This is a genomic window from Prevotella rectalis (genome assembly GCF_900607215.1).
GTDB classification, from domain to species: domain Bacteria; phylum Bacteroidota; class Bacteroidia; order Bacteroidales; family Bacteroidaceae; genus Prevotella; species Prevotella brunnea.
Genome location: NZ_LR027820.1, coordinates 118,091 through 133,533, shown reverse-complemented (window position 1 = coordinate 133,533; position 15,443 = coordinate 118,091). Strand labels below are relative to the sequence as shown.

9 protein-coding genes and 1 tRNA gene are annotated in these 15,443 nt (G+C 43.8%); 5 read left to right on the top strand and 5 right to left on the bottom strand.

Annotated elements, in window-relative coordinates:
* Positions 1-543 precede the first annotated feature (543 nt).
* The 4 genes from trpS to gltX are packed head-to-tail and all read right to left on the bottom strand — an operon-like array spanning position 544 to position 5,030.
* Entirely contained in the window at positions 544-1,629 is a 1,086-nt protein-coding gene (gene trpS, locus E0E16_RS01515; RefSeq protein WP_130828525.1) for a tryptophan--tRNA ligase, read from the bottom strand.
* Positions 1,630-1,641: 12 nt separating this feature from the next.
* Positions 1,642-2,217 (bottom strand): zinc ribbon domain-containing protein, encoded by a 576-nt coding sequence (locus E0E16_RS01510; RefSeq protein ID WP_130828524.1) that lies wholly within the window; start codon positions 2,215-2,217, stop codon positions 1,642-1,644.
* Positions 2,214-3,470, bottom strand: coding sequence for a 3-deoxy-D-manno-octulosonic acid transferase (locus E0E16_RS01505; RefSeq protein ID WP_130828523.1), 1,257 nt, complete (start codon positions 3,468-3,470; stop codon positions 2,214-2,216). Before E0E16_RS01505 ends, E0E16_RS01510 begins: the two co-directional genes overlap by 4 nt.
* 42 nt (positions 3,471-3,512) lie before the next feature.
* Entirely contained in the window at positions 3,513-5,030 is a 1,518-nt protein-coding gene (gene gltX, locus E0E16_RS01500) for a glutamate--tRNA ligase (protein WP_130828522.1), read from the bottom strand.
* Positions 5,031-5,135: 105 nt separating this feature from the next.
* On the opposite strand from gltX, the gene E0E16_RS01495 reads away from it, so the two are divergent.
* Both E0E16_RS01495 and E0E16_RS01490 read left to right on the top strand, forming a co-directional pair.
* Positions 5,136-7,184: an HD family phosphohydrolase gene (locus E0E16_RS01495; protein WP_130828521.1), complete on the top strand. Its 2,049-nt coding sequence runs from the start codon at positions 5,136-5,138 to the stop codon at positions 7,182-7,184.
* 665 nt (positions 7,185-7,849) lie between these two features.
* Entirely contained in the window at positions 7,850-9,919 is a 2,070-nt protein-coding gene (locus tag E0E16_RS01490; protein ID WP_130828520.1) for a protein-disulfide reductase DsbD family protein, read from the top strand.
* A gap of 137 nt (positions 9,920-10,056) precedes the next feature.
* Here the strand turns inward: E0E16_RS01490 and E0E16_RS01485 are convergent.
* Positions 10,057-10,131 (bottom strand) — tRNA-Pro (locus E0E16_RS01485).
* 160 nt (positions 10,132-10,291) lie between these two features.
* On the opposite strand from E0E16_RS01485, the gene E0E16_RS01480 reads away from it, so the two are divergent.
* From E0E16_RS01480 to porW, 3 genes are all read left to right on the top strand, one after another.
* Entirely contained in the window at positions 10,292-11,539 is a 1,248-nt protein-coding gene (locus tag E0E16_RS01480; RefSeq protein WP_130828519.1) for a 3-phosphoshikimate 1-carboxyvinyltransferase, read from the top strand.
* A 22-nt stretch (positions 11,540-11,561) separates the two neighbouring features.
* Positions 11,562-11,960 carry a hypothetical protein gene (locus tag E0E16_RS01475; protein WP_130828518.1) on the top strand — a complete coding sequence of 133 codons (399 nt, stop codon included), beginning with the start codon at positions 11,562-11,564 and terminating at the stop codon, positions 11,958-11,960.
* Between the two features lie 63 nt (positions 11,961-12,023).
* Positions 12,024-15,401 carry a type IX secretion system periplasmic lipoprotein PorW/SprE gene (porW, locus tag E0E16_RS01470; RefSeq protein WP_130828517.1) on the top strand — a complete coding sequence of 1,126 codons (3,378 nt, stop codon included), beginning with the start codon at positions 12,024-12,026 and terminating at the stop codon, positions 15,399-15,401.
* Positions 15,402-15,443: the final 42 nt, after the last annotated feature.

The window sequence follows — 15,443 nt, the reverse complement described above, 5'->3', positions numbered from 1 at the left end:
TGGAACGCCGAAAATATGGCGAACGACGGTCTTATGCCATCTTCACCAAAGGTCCCAGGGGGCATCGAGCCCCCTAAGACCTTGCCGAAAATATGACGGAACTTAGGTGTTGTCCATCTTCTTTTATGCAAGTGCACTGACTTCAAATTTAAACTATATAATGTTAATGTCAAGTCATTCAGTAAATAAGAAAATATTTGACAAGTAAAACAGAAATACATCGTCAGATCTGACAAGTGAATTCAGGAAAAGACAAAGCTAAGCTTTTGGAATTTAAAAGCTAAGCTTTTGGAGTGTAAAAGCTAAGCTTTTAGGCTGCAAAAGCTAAGCTTTTGAAAAGCAATTTGTAAGACGCTGATTATCAATAGACTACAGGAGGTGGGTTTTTGCATAATCAGAAGGTTGTTTTCGGTAATAAAAAAAACGTCTTATACGAATTTGGTTAAGGGTGGGAATTATGCCAAATTGGTATAAGACGATGGCAAACTTATCAAGTTCTGCCTAAAAGACAATCATGAAATGAAACGAAGTTGCAAACAGAACTTATTTCTTATATCTCTGTGCCTGACTCTGTATCAGTTCTTCATCATCAAAATAATTTATCTGCATGGCAGCTCGCACCTCCTCCATGGTTCGGGTAGCCGTTTCGCGGGCAGCCAAAGACCCCTTTTTCAGCAGATTATAGATTTCGGGGATATCCTGTTCAAACTCCTTGCGTCGCAAGCGAATGGGTTCCAACATTTTGTTTAGAACATTGTTGAGCAACTTCTTGCACTTCATGTCTCCGATACCACCTGCCGTGTAGGCTGCTTTCAACTCATCCAAAGTTTGAAACTCAGGCCAAAAATCTGCAAAATCGGCATCCGTGGCAAAGGCATCGAGATAAGTGAAGACGGCATTTCCCTCAACATGTCCCGGATCGGAAACGTTTAGATGAGTAGGGTCTGTGTACATTCCTTTCACTTTCGTCCATACTGTATCAGCGTCATCTGATAAATAGATGCAGTTACCGAGACTCTTACTCATCTTTTCTTTCCCATCGGTTCCGGGAAGTCGACGGCATACTGCATTTTCAGGCAACAATATATTTGGTTCCACCAACACCGGAGCATAAATCTGATTGAAACGTCGCACAATCTCGCGCGTCAGCTCAATCATTGGTTCTTGATCTTCGCCTGCCGGCACGGTTGTAGCCTTGAAAGCTGCAATATCTGCAGCCTGCGAAACAGGATAACTGAAGAAGCCCATAGGGATATTGGCCTCAAAGTTGCGCATTTTTATCTCTGTCTTTACGGTTGGGTTGCGCTGAACGCGGCTCACTGAAACAAGGTTCATCATATAGGTTGTCAATTCTGCCAACTCCGGAATTTGACTTTGTATGTAAAGTGTACATTTCTGTGGGTCTAATCCTGCCGAGAGATAGTCTAAAGCCACCTCAATGATATTTTGACGTATCTTCTCAGGATTGTCTGCGTTGTCTGTAAGTGCTTGTACATCTGCCATAAAAACAAACATTTTTTCATAGTCGCCGGCATCTTGCAACTCTACACGACGATGGAGTGAACCAATGTAATGTCCCAAATGCAGCTTTCCGGTAGGGCGATCGCCTGTCAATATCACTTTTCCCATATATCCTTTTTTCTAATTTTGCGGTTTTATATCATTTTGTTTTGTTTCATCCTGCTTTTTCTCTTTCGGAGTTTCTTCATTTACAGGTGCAATTTCTTCTGTTGGTTGGTTTGCAACTACCGTATCAGCTTTATGTTTTTCCTCCTTCACATCGACAGCTGCGTCCGGAATTTCCGGCACCACAGTTGTGTCTATCTGTGGAACGTAGGGAGTTTCCTCCTCTGTTTGGTATGGGATGGTATCTACGACAGTTGCAGGCTCAGGTTCTTCTGCCGTTTTGCTTCTGCCAAACATAAAATAAGCCCCCAATCCAAGACCTGCCACAAGCAATCCGGCAACAATCCCAATCAGCACGGTGCGATCTATTCCACCAGAATTTGCCTCATTGGAAAGAGTGGGTTTATAAGGGCTTCCTGAAGCTATATTCTCTGCGCCTTGTTCTCCATCTCGCGCGTTAGCGGATGCGATAGGAAGCGTTAGTTCCATCAGGCCATGACAATGTGGACATTTACATTCTACTGTCTGACCCGGCTTTGCCTCAATGACAAATTGAGTACCGCAGTTATCACAAGTTATCTGATATCTCATAATTTTATGTTTGCTATTACTCTTTCGGTGGCACCGGACTTGTCGCGAACAAAAGCAGAAGCCTTGTCGCCACATTCTTTCAAATAGTCGGAATCGGCGGATAATCTGTTCATAATCGCACAAAACGAATCGTAACCGGTGATTTCAAATCCTCCACCCGATTTCATCAATCCTTGCGCTTCCGCGAAATGCTTGTTGTTCGGACCGAAAATAACGGGGCGTTGCCATACCGCAGCTTCGAGCACGTTATGGATTCCAACACCAAATCCTCCACCAACATAAGCCACGTCGCAATAAAAATAAATAGAGGAAAGCAAACCAAAACAATCGATAATCAGCACATCGGCATCCTTAGCCTCCTCTTCGTTCGTCGTTGTGTATCGCACCACTCGCTTGTTAGTTATCAACTTTCTTATTTCTGCGAGATGTCCTTCATCAATGACGTGGGGTGCGATTATCAATTTCCAATCATCGTGTTCACCAAAGTATTTCAGAAATATTTGTTCGTCCGGCAACCATGAAGAACCTGCCACGAAAACTCTGCGACGCGACTGTTTGGAATTTATACTCTTGAAATCAAAACCTGTAAAACTCTCTACAATAGGAAGGTGTTTTCCGGCTTCCTTTATTTGCAGAACACGATCGAAACGAGTATCACCAACCACTAACACATCCTTTATTCCTATACTTGCAAGCAAGGTCTTACTTTCCTCGTTCTGAACGAAAAAACGACTAAAGCATTTCAGTACGTGCCCATACTCCCGACCATACCATTTAAAGAATACCTGATCGGGACGAAAAATACTTGACACACTGTACACGGGAACACCTCGATGTCGCAAGATGTGAAGGTAGTTGTACCAAAATTCATACTTTATGAAGAAAGCCATCACCGGTCGCACTGCACGCAGAAACTTTTGAGCATTCGTCACGGTATCTATGGGGAGATAAGTTATGATATCCGCGCCTTTGTAATCCTTTCGCACTTCGTAACCGGAAGGAGAAAAGAACGTTAGCAATATCTTATACTCCGGATATCGCTTTCTTATCATCTCTATCAGCGGACGTCCTTGTTCAAATTCTCCAAGCGAAGCCGCGTGAAACCAAATATACTGTCCGTCGGGGTCAACATTCTTACGAAGTACATCAATGGCAATTCTTTCTCCCTGCCACATCTTCCTCACTTTTTCATTAAAGTTACTGTAGATGGCGACTCCCAATTGGATGGCATACATGATTATGTTGTAAATCATCGCGACTCTGTTAAAAAATGATATATTGGCATTATAACGATTTTATCCCAACGCTTCAATTGCGGCATGGAGTCGTTTTAGCGTTTCTTCCTTTCCGAGAAAGGATGAAATATCAAACATTCCCGGGCCTTTACCTATTCCGACAAGAGCGAGGCGAAAAGCATTCATCACATCACCGAGCTTATAATCGTTCGCTTCCACCCATTTCATAACAACCGATTCCTGTCCCTCAATGGAAAAGTCGTCAATATCTCTCAACACCTTAGATAACTCCGCCATTTGCCGAGCTGAATAGTCTTTCCATCGTTTCTTCACGGTTTTCTGATCATACTCCGTCGGAGCTATAAAGAAGAAAGAGCAGAGCGACCATAACTCGTGAACAAAATTCACTCGATCTTTCATCATGTGAACGACTTGCGTAACTCGTTCCATGCTTGTGTCAACTCCATTGTTGGCAACGATTGGCGCAAAGAGTTTGGCTATTTCCGTATCGCTTTTCTTCAAGATATATTCGTGATTGAACCAAATGCCCTTTTGATAATCAAACTTGGCACCACTCTTGGAACATTTCGTAATATCAAAAGCCTTTACCAATTCGTCAAGGGTGAAGATTTCTTGTTCTGTGCCCGGATTCCATCCCAACAATGCCAAAAAGTTCAACACTGCTTCCGGGAAATATCCGGTTTCTCGATAGCCTGCGCTTACTTCCCCGGTCTTAGCATCGTGCCATTCCAAAGGAAAGACCGGAAATCCAAGACGGTCGCCGTCCCGTTTGCTCAATTTTCCCTTTCCTTCCGGCTTCAGCAACAAAGGAAGATGCGCGAAGCGAGGCATCGTTTCCTCCCATCCGAAAGCCCGATAAAGCAGAACATGTAAGGGAGCGCTGGGCAACCACTCCTCACCTCGAATTACATGGCTAATTTCCATGAGATGATCGTCCACGATATTTGCCAAGTGGTAAGTCGGCAACTCGTCGGCACTCTTGTAAAGCACCTTATCATCTATAATGTCGCTCTTAACGCAAACATCACCCCGAATCATATCATCCACATGTATCTCTTCTCCCGGCTCCACTTTGAAGCGAACCACATATTGCTGTCCCTCCTCTATCAGTCGGGTTGTGGTTTCTTTGGAGAGTGTTAGCGAATTGCGCATCTGCATTCGCGTATGTGCATCGTATTGGAAGTTTGCAATTTCCTTACGCTTTTCGTCCAGTTCTTCCGGCGTATCAAACGCAATGTAAGCCTTTCCGCCATTTAAGAGAACATCAACATACTTTTTATAAATATCGCGTCGCTCACTTTGGCGATAGGGTCCGTGCTCGCCACCATAGCTTACTCCTTCATCAAACTTAATGCCGAGCCACTTGAAAGATTCTATTATATACTCCTCCGCTCCCGGAACGAAACGACGAGAATCCGTATCCTCAATCCTAAAAATCATCTTGCCTCCATTTCGGCGCGCAAAGAGGTAATTATAGAGTGCCGTACGCACTCCGCCGATATGCAAAGGTCCTGTCGGACTCGGTGCAAAACGCACCCTGACTTGTCTTTCTGTCATGGCTATAATACAATTTTTTTGCAAAATTACTCTTTTTTTTCGATTATACGCCATTTTTTTTGTATTTTCGCATACTGAAGAACGTACACATAAGATATTTCAAACATGATAAAATTTAATAATGTAGGCGGTTATTGGCGTAATTTCACAACCAGACTCTTGTTAATGCTGGTAACAATCATCCTGATAGTTTTATTTTTGCCTCGCGCAAAAGGGAAGATGTTTCATTATGACGAAGGCAAACCTTGGATGTATGGGCAACTCATCGCCAAATTTGATTTTCCAATATTTAAGACAGAGGAAGCGTTGCAGAGTGAGCGCGATTCCATAATGAAAAATTTTGTTCCCTACTTCAATGTAAGCACGAATGTGGAGACGAAGAATATCAATCGTTTCAAAACCGCTTACAAAGGAGGAATACCCAATTTGCCACCCCAGTATGTAGAGGCTGTGGCGAATAGGCTTCACGAGCTATACGAAATGGGTATCATAAATGCCAATCAGTTCGGTTCTTTGTTCAAGGATACAACCAGCATGATTCATGTGGTATCAGGCAAACAGGCAACGAGTGTTCCTATTAATAAGGTATATACAACATTGGGAGCTTATGAAAACCTTTTCTCAGACCCGGTATTGAGCGCAAAACGCAACGAACTACAACGTTGCAACCTAAACGAATACATCGAAGCCAACCTTGTTTATGACAAAGATCGTAGCGAGACGGAAATGAATGATATGCTTAGTCTTATTCCACAAGCCTCGGGAATGGTGCTTGAGGGGCAACGCATCATCGACAGAGGCGATATTGTTGATAGCAAAACTTATCGGGTGCTCAACTCTTTTGAACAAGCGATGGAAAAGCGCAATGAGACAAAAGACGAGGCAAAGTCCACCATTCTCGGTCAAAGCATTTACGTGCTGATGCTCATTGTGCTCTTCACACTCTATTTGGTGGTGTTCCGCAGAGAATATTTCGAGAAGCCAAGATCAGTTTCTCTCCTTTATGCCATGATGACAATCTTCCCGATACTCACCTCTGTGATGATTGAACACAACATACTAAGTGTTTACATCATTCCCTACGCCATGGCACCCATCTTCGTCCATGTATTCATGGACTCTCGCACGTCATTCATTTTTCACGTTACGATGATTCTCATTTGCTCGGTGGCAGTGAAATACCAATACGAATTCATCATCGTGCAGCTTGTGGCAGGCTTGATTGCTATTTTTTCTCTCAGCGAACTCTCAAAGCGCAGTCAGATTTTCCTAACGGCTCTATTGGTAACAGCAGGCACGGCAGTCATTTACTTGGCAATTCAGCTCATACAGTCGGATGATTTTTCAAAACTCGACCACACCATGTACTACCACTTCCTCATCAACGGTTTCTTCCTGCTCTTCACCTATCCACTGATGTTGGTGATCGAGAAGACATTTGGATTTGTTTCGGCGGTAACACTCTTTGAATTATCCAACACGAACAATCCGCTGCTGCTCAGACTCAGCGAAGTGGCACCCGGAACATTCCAACACTCCATCACCGTGGGCAACCTTGCCACGGAAATCGCCCGGAAGATACACGCCAAAAGTCAATTGGTGAGAACCGGAGCACTCTATCATGACATCGGGAAAATGGAAAATCCGGCTTTCTTCACAGAGAACCAAGCAGGTGTAAATCCACATGACAAGATTTCGGATTTGGAGAGTGCCAAGATAATCATCGGACATGTTACGGCAGGATTGCGACTGGCGGAAAAATATGGTTTGCCCAATGTCATCAAGGGCTTTATTGCCACGCATCACGGTAGTGGATTGGTGAAATACTTCTACATCAATTACAAGAACGAGCATCCTGAAGAGGAGGTGGATGAGGCAGCATTCAGATACCCCGGACCCAACCCCACAACTCGCGAACAGGCAATCTTAATGATGAGCGATATGACGGAAGCTGCATCGCGTTCACTGACGGAATATACCGAGGAGAGCATCAGCAGCCTTGTAAACAAGCTGATTGATGGCAGGGTTGCGGAAGGAGCATTCACCGATTGCCCCATCACGTTCCACGATATCAACACGGCAAAAATGGTGATAATCGATAGATTGAAATCAATGTATCATACTCGCATTCAATATCCGGAACTGAAGGTTTGAGAACAACGCTTCGGCAAAAACAAGCGTGGCAAAGCCGACCTTTCAGCAAAACCCTCAACAGGAGAGAGGAAAAGCTATGGAAAGAATCTGCCCGGAGCATACCCGCGGGGGACGACTTGTCGCTCTCTTTTCAGCCTACGTTTGCGAGCTGCCGATACAAAAACAGCACGCCAATTCATTGCGTGAAAATAAGAGTTTGCAACTAATTGTATTTCAGCATATTATATACCCCATTTTAAAAGCTTAGCTTTTGGGTGGTAAAAGCTTAGCTTTTGCATTCCAAAAGCTAAGCTTTTAAAATCTCAAAGCTAAGCTTTTGGAAAGAAACATCTGACGGAAGCTTATTTCATGGCTTCAAAATTACCACAGAAATCATATCTGCATGGTTTCGCGGCGTACATTTTTATTGTTCAACCATAGGGGAAATTCCACTGCATCACTCGAAACTCGGAAGAAGCATCTTTCCTAAACCGACCAAATAGTTTCCCGGAGATAAAAGAACAAAAGAATAAAATCGCACAAAGATTTTCCGATAAACGAAAAGTTAATTTAGTCTTAGGAGACTTTTTTTAAAAAAATTGCTATCTTTGCACTATCAATTTGCGATTTCACCTATAACTACAGACCTATCCTATTTGGCAAAGAGAAATAAAATTATAAAACTGATGAAAAATAAAATCCTATTTGTGCTTGCATTACTGATTAACTTAGCGGTATCGGCACAAAACCCCGCACACTTTAGTGTCATGCAAAAAAAGGTTTCACCAACGGAAGTTGATGTAATCTTTACCGGCAAAATCAACGCAGGATGGCACGTCTATTCAACCGGACTGCCCGCCGATGGTCCCATCTCGGCCACGCTGACTACCGAGAAAGCCGAAGGAGCACAGCCTCTTGGAAAACTTACCGCTCACGGCAAGGAACTCAATGTCTATGATAAGGTGTTTGGCATGAAGCTACGCTACTTTGAAAATAGTGTAACATTCATACAAAAATATAAAATAACCGGTAAGACTTATAAGATTAAAGGATATTTGGAATATGGCTCATGCAATGATGAAATGTGTATGCCTCCAACGGATGTCGATTTCAACTTCTCTGGAAAAGGACCGGCTGACGCACCAAATCCGACAAAACAACCGGAAGGAAAGGAAGCCGAAACTACCGATATATCTTCCATGGCCACTCTTTCAGCCTCAACTACCGACACAGCGACCACTCAATCAACAGATTCGGTAACGCTGAATGACAGCGTGGCAACGGCATCTGCCGGTGAAGCTTCACCATCCACCGGCGAATTGTGGCAACCGGTCATCAAAGAATTGCAAACCTTCAACGCAGAAGAAAACACAACCAACAACTCACTATGGTACATCTTCTTAATGGGAATCGTGGGAGGACTTGTCGCTCTCGTTACTCCTTGCGTCTGGCCAATCATTCCCATGACCGTGAGCTTCTTCCTGAAACGGGCAAAGGACGATAAGAAAAAAGGAATCCGCGACGCTATCACTTACGGCATCTCCATCATCGTAATCTATATGGGGTTGGCTGCCATCATTACAGCCGCGTTCGGTCCCCAAAAACTCAACGAGCTTGCCACCAATGCGCCATTCAACATATTCTTCTTCCTCTTGTTGCTCGTCTTCGCGCTGAGTTTTTTCGGATGGTTCGAATTAACCTTACCCTCATCTTGGGGAAACGCCGTCGATAACAAAGCCGCATCTACCACCGGACTTCTATCCATCTTCCTGATGGCATTCACTCTTTCGTTGGTAAGTTTTTCATGCACAGCCCCCGTTGTGGGTCTTTTGCTTGTACAGGCAGCCACCAGTGGAGATTGGGTGGCGCCTACAGTCGGAATGTTTGGCTTTGCCTTGGCTTTAGCATTGCCGTTCACCCTCTTCGCACTCTTCCCCACATGGCTCAAGCAAGCCCCGAAATCCGGTTCTTGGATGAATATGGTGAAAGTGGTACTGGGTTTCATTGAATTGGCATTCGCGCTGAAGTTCTTCTCCGTAGCTGACCTCGCCTACGGGTGGAGACTGCTCGATAGGGAAACATTCTTGGCATTATGGATCGTAATCTTCGGACTTTTGGGACTCTATCTCATTGGAAAACTTAAATTCCCACACGACGACCCGGAACAAAAGGCCATGCCGGTACCGGCAATCATGCTGGGTATGATTTCGTTGGCATTCACCGTATATATGATACCCGGACTATGGGGCGCGCCATTGAAGGCAATCAGTGCTTTCGCGCCACCGATGAACACCCAAGACTTTAACCTGCAACCACAGAAAGTACACGCTAAATACACGGATTACGAAGAAGGGATGCGAGCTGCGGCACAAACAGGCAAACCGGTTCTTATCGACTTCACCGGATTTGGCTGCGTGAACTGCCGAAAGATGGAAGGTTCTGTTTGGACAGACCCGGAAGTTGCCAAGAAGTTGAATGAAGACTATGTATTAATCTCTCTCTACGTAGATGACAAAACCCCTTTGAAAGAATCAATGGAAGTGAAAAGGGCAGACGGAACAACACGCACATTGCGCACCATCGGCGACAAATGGAGCTATTTGCAAGAAACAAAATTCGGCTATCTCGCCCAACCGTTCTATGTAACGATCGACAATCAGGGCAAGCCACTTAGCGGAAGTTTCGTCTTCAAGGAGGATGTTCCTGCCTACCTTGATTTCCTGAACAAAGGTTTGGAGAATTACAAAAACAGATAATCGGGAACAAACAATTGAACCATATACGGCAAACTTTTTCCCACGCATAGGAAAAAGTTTGCTTTTTTAAAATGGCTTCGTGCGGAATAAACAACAAAAAAAAGACGATAAGTAAGAACTATTACCTATCGCCTATGTCGGGATGACTGGACTCGAACCAGCGACCACCGGTCCCCCAGACCGGCATTCTAAACCTACTGAACTACATCCCGTAAAATTTATCGTGGTGCAAAATTAAGTACTTTTTGAGAGATTAGCAAACTTTTTGAGTTCTTTTTCACATTTCACGAGTTAATTTCGTATTTTTGTATGTGAATAAGCCGAAATAATGCGGACAAATGGTCATTCACACACATAAAAGTTTATAAGAACATGCAATATACCATCAAGCCACCCCAACATATCTCTTCCACCATTCTATTACCACCCTCCAAAAGCATCAGCAACCGGGCTCTGATTATTCATGCATTGGCGGGAGGAAACATTCTTCCACAAAATCTATCGCGCTGCGATGATACCGAAGTAATTGTCAGAGCACTGAAAAACAACCCCGAAACCATAGATATCATGGCAGCCGGAACAGCCATGCGCTTTATGACGGCTTACTTGAGCGTAAAAGAGGGTGAGCACATACTAACAGGCACAGACCGAATGAAACAACGTCCAATAGGTATTTTAGTCGATGCACTCCGGTTTCTTGGTGCCGACATTGAATACATGGAACAAGAGGGCTACCCCCCTCTGCGCATCCGCGGAAGAAATTTGAAAGGCGGACAATTGGAAGTAGCGGGCAATGTCAGTTCCCAATATATCTCGGCTTTACTGATGATTGGTCCGATATTAAAGAATGGTCTTGAACTCAAACTCATGGGAAACATCGTCTCGCGTCCTTACATCGACCTCACCATTCATCTGATGCATGAATACGGAGCAGAAGCAGAATGGACCGATGTCGATACCATTACAATCGGTGCCAAACCCTATACAGAACATGAATACGTAATAGAAAACGATTGGACGGCAGCGAGCTATTGGTACGAAGTACTCACGTTGATGGGGAACAAATCATCCCAAATCACTTTCCCCGGTCTGAAAAACAGCTCAAGACAAGGAGATGCCGCAGTAAAATATATCTTTTCACTCTTTGGCACCAAGACAACATTTGCCGATAAATATCAAGACGTCTTGACCGACGTGAACATCAAGCCCCAACCACATTCACTACCAAGAATAGAATATAATCTCACCAACCAACCCGATCTTGCGCAGACACTAATAGCCCTCTGCCCAATTATGAACATACCGTTTCGCTTTACGGGCTTGCACAATTTGAAATTCAAAGAGACAGATCGTATGGAAGCAATGAGAGAAGAAATGGCAAAGCTGGGCTATGTCATCCATACCATCAACGATGAAGAGATGATTTGGGACGGAGAACGATGCGAAAGAGCAGACTCAATAGTAATTGATACGCATAAAGACCACCGCATGGCTATGGCTTTCGCGCCATTATGCATTCGTTTGGGAGAAATAAAAATCGACAATCCCGGAGTCGTGTCTAAGTCCTATCCGAATTATTGGGAAGAAATGGAAAAGGCAGGATTCAAAATTGAGAGGTAAAAAAATCTATCATCAAAACGCAATGGATTTTATACTAATAGGAATTTCAGCTGTTATCCTACTTACGCTACTTGTGGGATTGATGGCATTATTCTCCAAAAGAGGTGGCAAAGAAGAAGATGTAGTACTTCCGACATCCGGAGATTGCACCACTTGTAGCGGCTTTGACGAAGCCTGCGAACAGACATGTATGATGGAAGCAGCCACAAAAGAAATAGAATATTATGATGATGAAGAGCTCGACCGTTACAAAGGCAGGGATTCCGATAATTATACGGATGAGGAGGCGGACGAATTTGCGGAAATTCTCTATACCATGCAGTCCAAAGAAGCTAAAGGATGGAATCGTAGCTTGATATTGCGAGGAATAAACGTACCCAATCAGGTGAAAGATGAATTAATCGCGATGATTGAAGGGTAAGACAATAAAAAGTTCTTTTTACAAATGAGACAATAAAAGCAAAGAAATTTGAGTTAAATAAAAGTGAAGTCATCCTCAAAGAAATATTTACCACTGCTATGTTTGTCGGCATTAACAATCATCATTGTGGCGTGTTCCACAAAAAAGAACACGGCACAAACACGTTGGTGGCATTCTTTTAACGCCAAATATAACACGTATTTCAATGGCGCACAAGCATATATTGATGGTTCATTGGAAAAAGAAAACACCAACAAGGATAATTTCACGGAGTTCATTCCTCTTTACACAGTTGGGAATAAAAATAGTCGGGAGATAGGAAAAGCTAATTTCGATAGAGCGGTGGAAAAAGCACAGAAAGCCATCGCTCAACACAGCATTAAACATCGTCCGGAATGGAACAAGAACAGGAGAAAGACAGAGAAAGATATAGAATGGCTTTCTCGTAAAGAATACAATCCTTTCCTTTGGAAAGCATGGATGCTCATGGGACGATCGCAGTTTCATAAGGGGGCATTTGAAGAGGCGGCAACCACTTTTTCCTACATGAGCAGACTATACAAGGGGCAACCCGCAATTTACGGAAAGGCGCGAGCATGGCTTGCCAAGTCATATATTGAAGCGGGATGGCTCTATGATGCCGATGATGTCATTCGAAACATGAAACGCGACTCATTGGATTGGAGAGCCGTTAAAGAGTGGGATTATACCTACGCCGACTACTACATCCATACGGGGGAACTGGAAAAAGCCCTACCCTACTTACGAAAAGTCATAAAACATGAGATGCGCAGAAAACAAAAAGCGCGCGAATGGTATCTCATGGGACAGCTACAAGCTGCATTGGGAAACAGAGAGGAAGCCTACAAGGCTTTTAAGCGCGTCATTCGCTCCAACCCACCATACGAATTAGAATTTAACGCACGCATTGCAGCCTCAGAAGCGATGGCAAAAGGTCAGGCAAAACAAACAATAGCACGGCTGAAGCGTATGGCAGCTTCGGATAACAACAAGGAATACCTTGACCAAGTGTATTATGCCATTGGCAATATCTATCTTTCCGAAAAGGATACAATGAACGCCATCTATGCTTACGAAAACGGAAACAAAAAAGCGACACGCAACGGTGTGGAGAAAGGAGTATTGCTGCTGCACCTCGGCGACTTGTATTGGCAGAAAGAGCGATTTGGAGACGCACATCGGTGCTACAATGAGGCATTGGGGCTGCTTGATAAAGACCGCAAAGACTATGAGCAATTGTCCGACCGTTCAAAGATTCTCGATGAATTGGTACTTTACACGGATGCCGTTCAACTGCAGGACTCTCTTCAATATCTGGCAAAATGTCCCGAAGAAGAACGATTGGCTGCTATTGACAGAGTTATTGATGCGCTGAAAAAGAGGGAGAAGGAGGAGCGCGACAAGCAAGCAGAACAACAATCCAGAAACCTACAGGCTAAGAACAGTGGTATTGGAGCCAACAACATAGGAGACAGAAGGTTGGAGCCGAAAAGCAATCAGAAACAAAATAGCACTTGGTATTTCTATAACCCAATGGCAATACAACAGGGAAAAGCCACTTTCCGACAACTTTGGGGAAAGCGCGAGAATGTGGACGATTGGCAACGTATAAATAAAACGGTGGTGGGAGGACAAGTCGGAACATCTGACTTGGAGAACTTAACCGATGCCCAGCGAGATTCCATAGAACAAGAAATGGCAAAATCAGATTCCAGTGCCAACACTACCGACTCCGTTAAAAACGATCCCCACAAGCGAGAGTACTATTTGGCGCAAATTCCTTTCACAGAGGAACAACTTCAGAACAGCAACAAGATATTATCTGATGGGCTACACCATTCCGGAGTCATATTCAAAGACAGGCTTGATAACCTGATACTTGCGGAAAAAACTTTGCGAAGAGTCAGCGATCATTTTCCGAATTACGAGCAAATGGACGATGTTTATTACCATTTGTATCTCTTATACATGCGAAAAAACCAGCCACAAACAGCCAATGGATTTATAGCAAGGCTTCAACGTCAATATCCCAAGAGCGAGTGGACAGCAATTCTCACCGACCCCTACTTCAAACAGAACGCGTTATTTGGTGAGCAGATAGAAGATTCGCTATATGCCGCAACTTACGAGGCTTTCAAAAACAATCGATTCAGTGAGGTGGAAGGAAACAGAAAGGTATCCGACTCACGTTTCCCGAAAGGAGCCAACCGAGATAAATTCCTGTTTATCGGAGGATTGAGCAAACTGAATAGTGGCAATGTGGAAGGTTGTATCAACGATATGCAAACCGTTGTGGAGAAATATCCTCAGAGCAGACTTAGCGAAATGGCAGGCATGATGATCAATGGAGTGAAAGCCGGAAAGAGAATACGGAGCGAAAAATTCAACTTGGATGATGTATGGAACTCCAGAACCAACATATTAAACGACAGCGACAGCATCAAACAAGTGAAATTTACTGCCGATCGTGACATTGACTTCAAGTTCTTGCTTGTATATAATCCGGATTCGCTGAATGAGAACAAACTGTTGTTCGAAATGGCACGATTTAATTTCACCAATTTCCTTGTCCGCAATTTTGAAATTGAGATTGAAGACATGGATGGACTGCACAGAATGCAACTATCCGGCTTCAGAAACTTTGATGAAGCCTACTTATATGCCCGACAACTTTTTAATTCTAAAAATGTCGTTTCCCAAATCAATAAAGACACTCGGGGAATTATCATCAGCGAAAAGAATCTACAACTGATTGGAACGGCGTTGAGTTTCAAGGATTACGATGAGTTCTACGAACAGAACTTCGCACCATTGAAAATAACAAAACGCTATCTGCTATCCGAACCGGCCGAGCTTGCGACTCCAAAGGCTAAAGAAAACAATGTTCAAAAACAAGCCGAACTTGACACGAACACTGAACAGGATTTCTACGAGAATGAGCCTAATGAAGAGAAGACAGAGAACGGCTTGATAATTCCGATTGAGATTGAGCAAGAGAAGAAAGATACTACGCAACAAAAGGGCTTTATAATTCCATTGGAAAAATCCGTCACAGCCAACGATTCCTCGAGCGTATCATCCGAGAACAATTTTCCAATAGAGGAGGGCGAGAAAGCTCCGGACTCCACAAAGACAATCATACCAACAAACGAGGGAAAGAAACCAGCAGAGAAAGCCGACAAAGCAAAACTCTACATCGACCCCAAACGGAATAATCCACCAAACAGCCCCTCCCCTTCCAACGACAAAAAGAACGTTACACCACAAAACAAACCGAAGAAGCAACCCGATGACGCACCACTCATTTACTTTAACGATGACACGGAGTCAAAGACCGAGAAAAAGAAAACCGACGACAAAGCTCAACCGGTGCTCGACTTTGACGTTGAAGATGAATATTACGATTTGGATGGCTTCTAAAACGAACCATCAATATTTACGCAAAACGATACAACACAGACC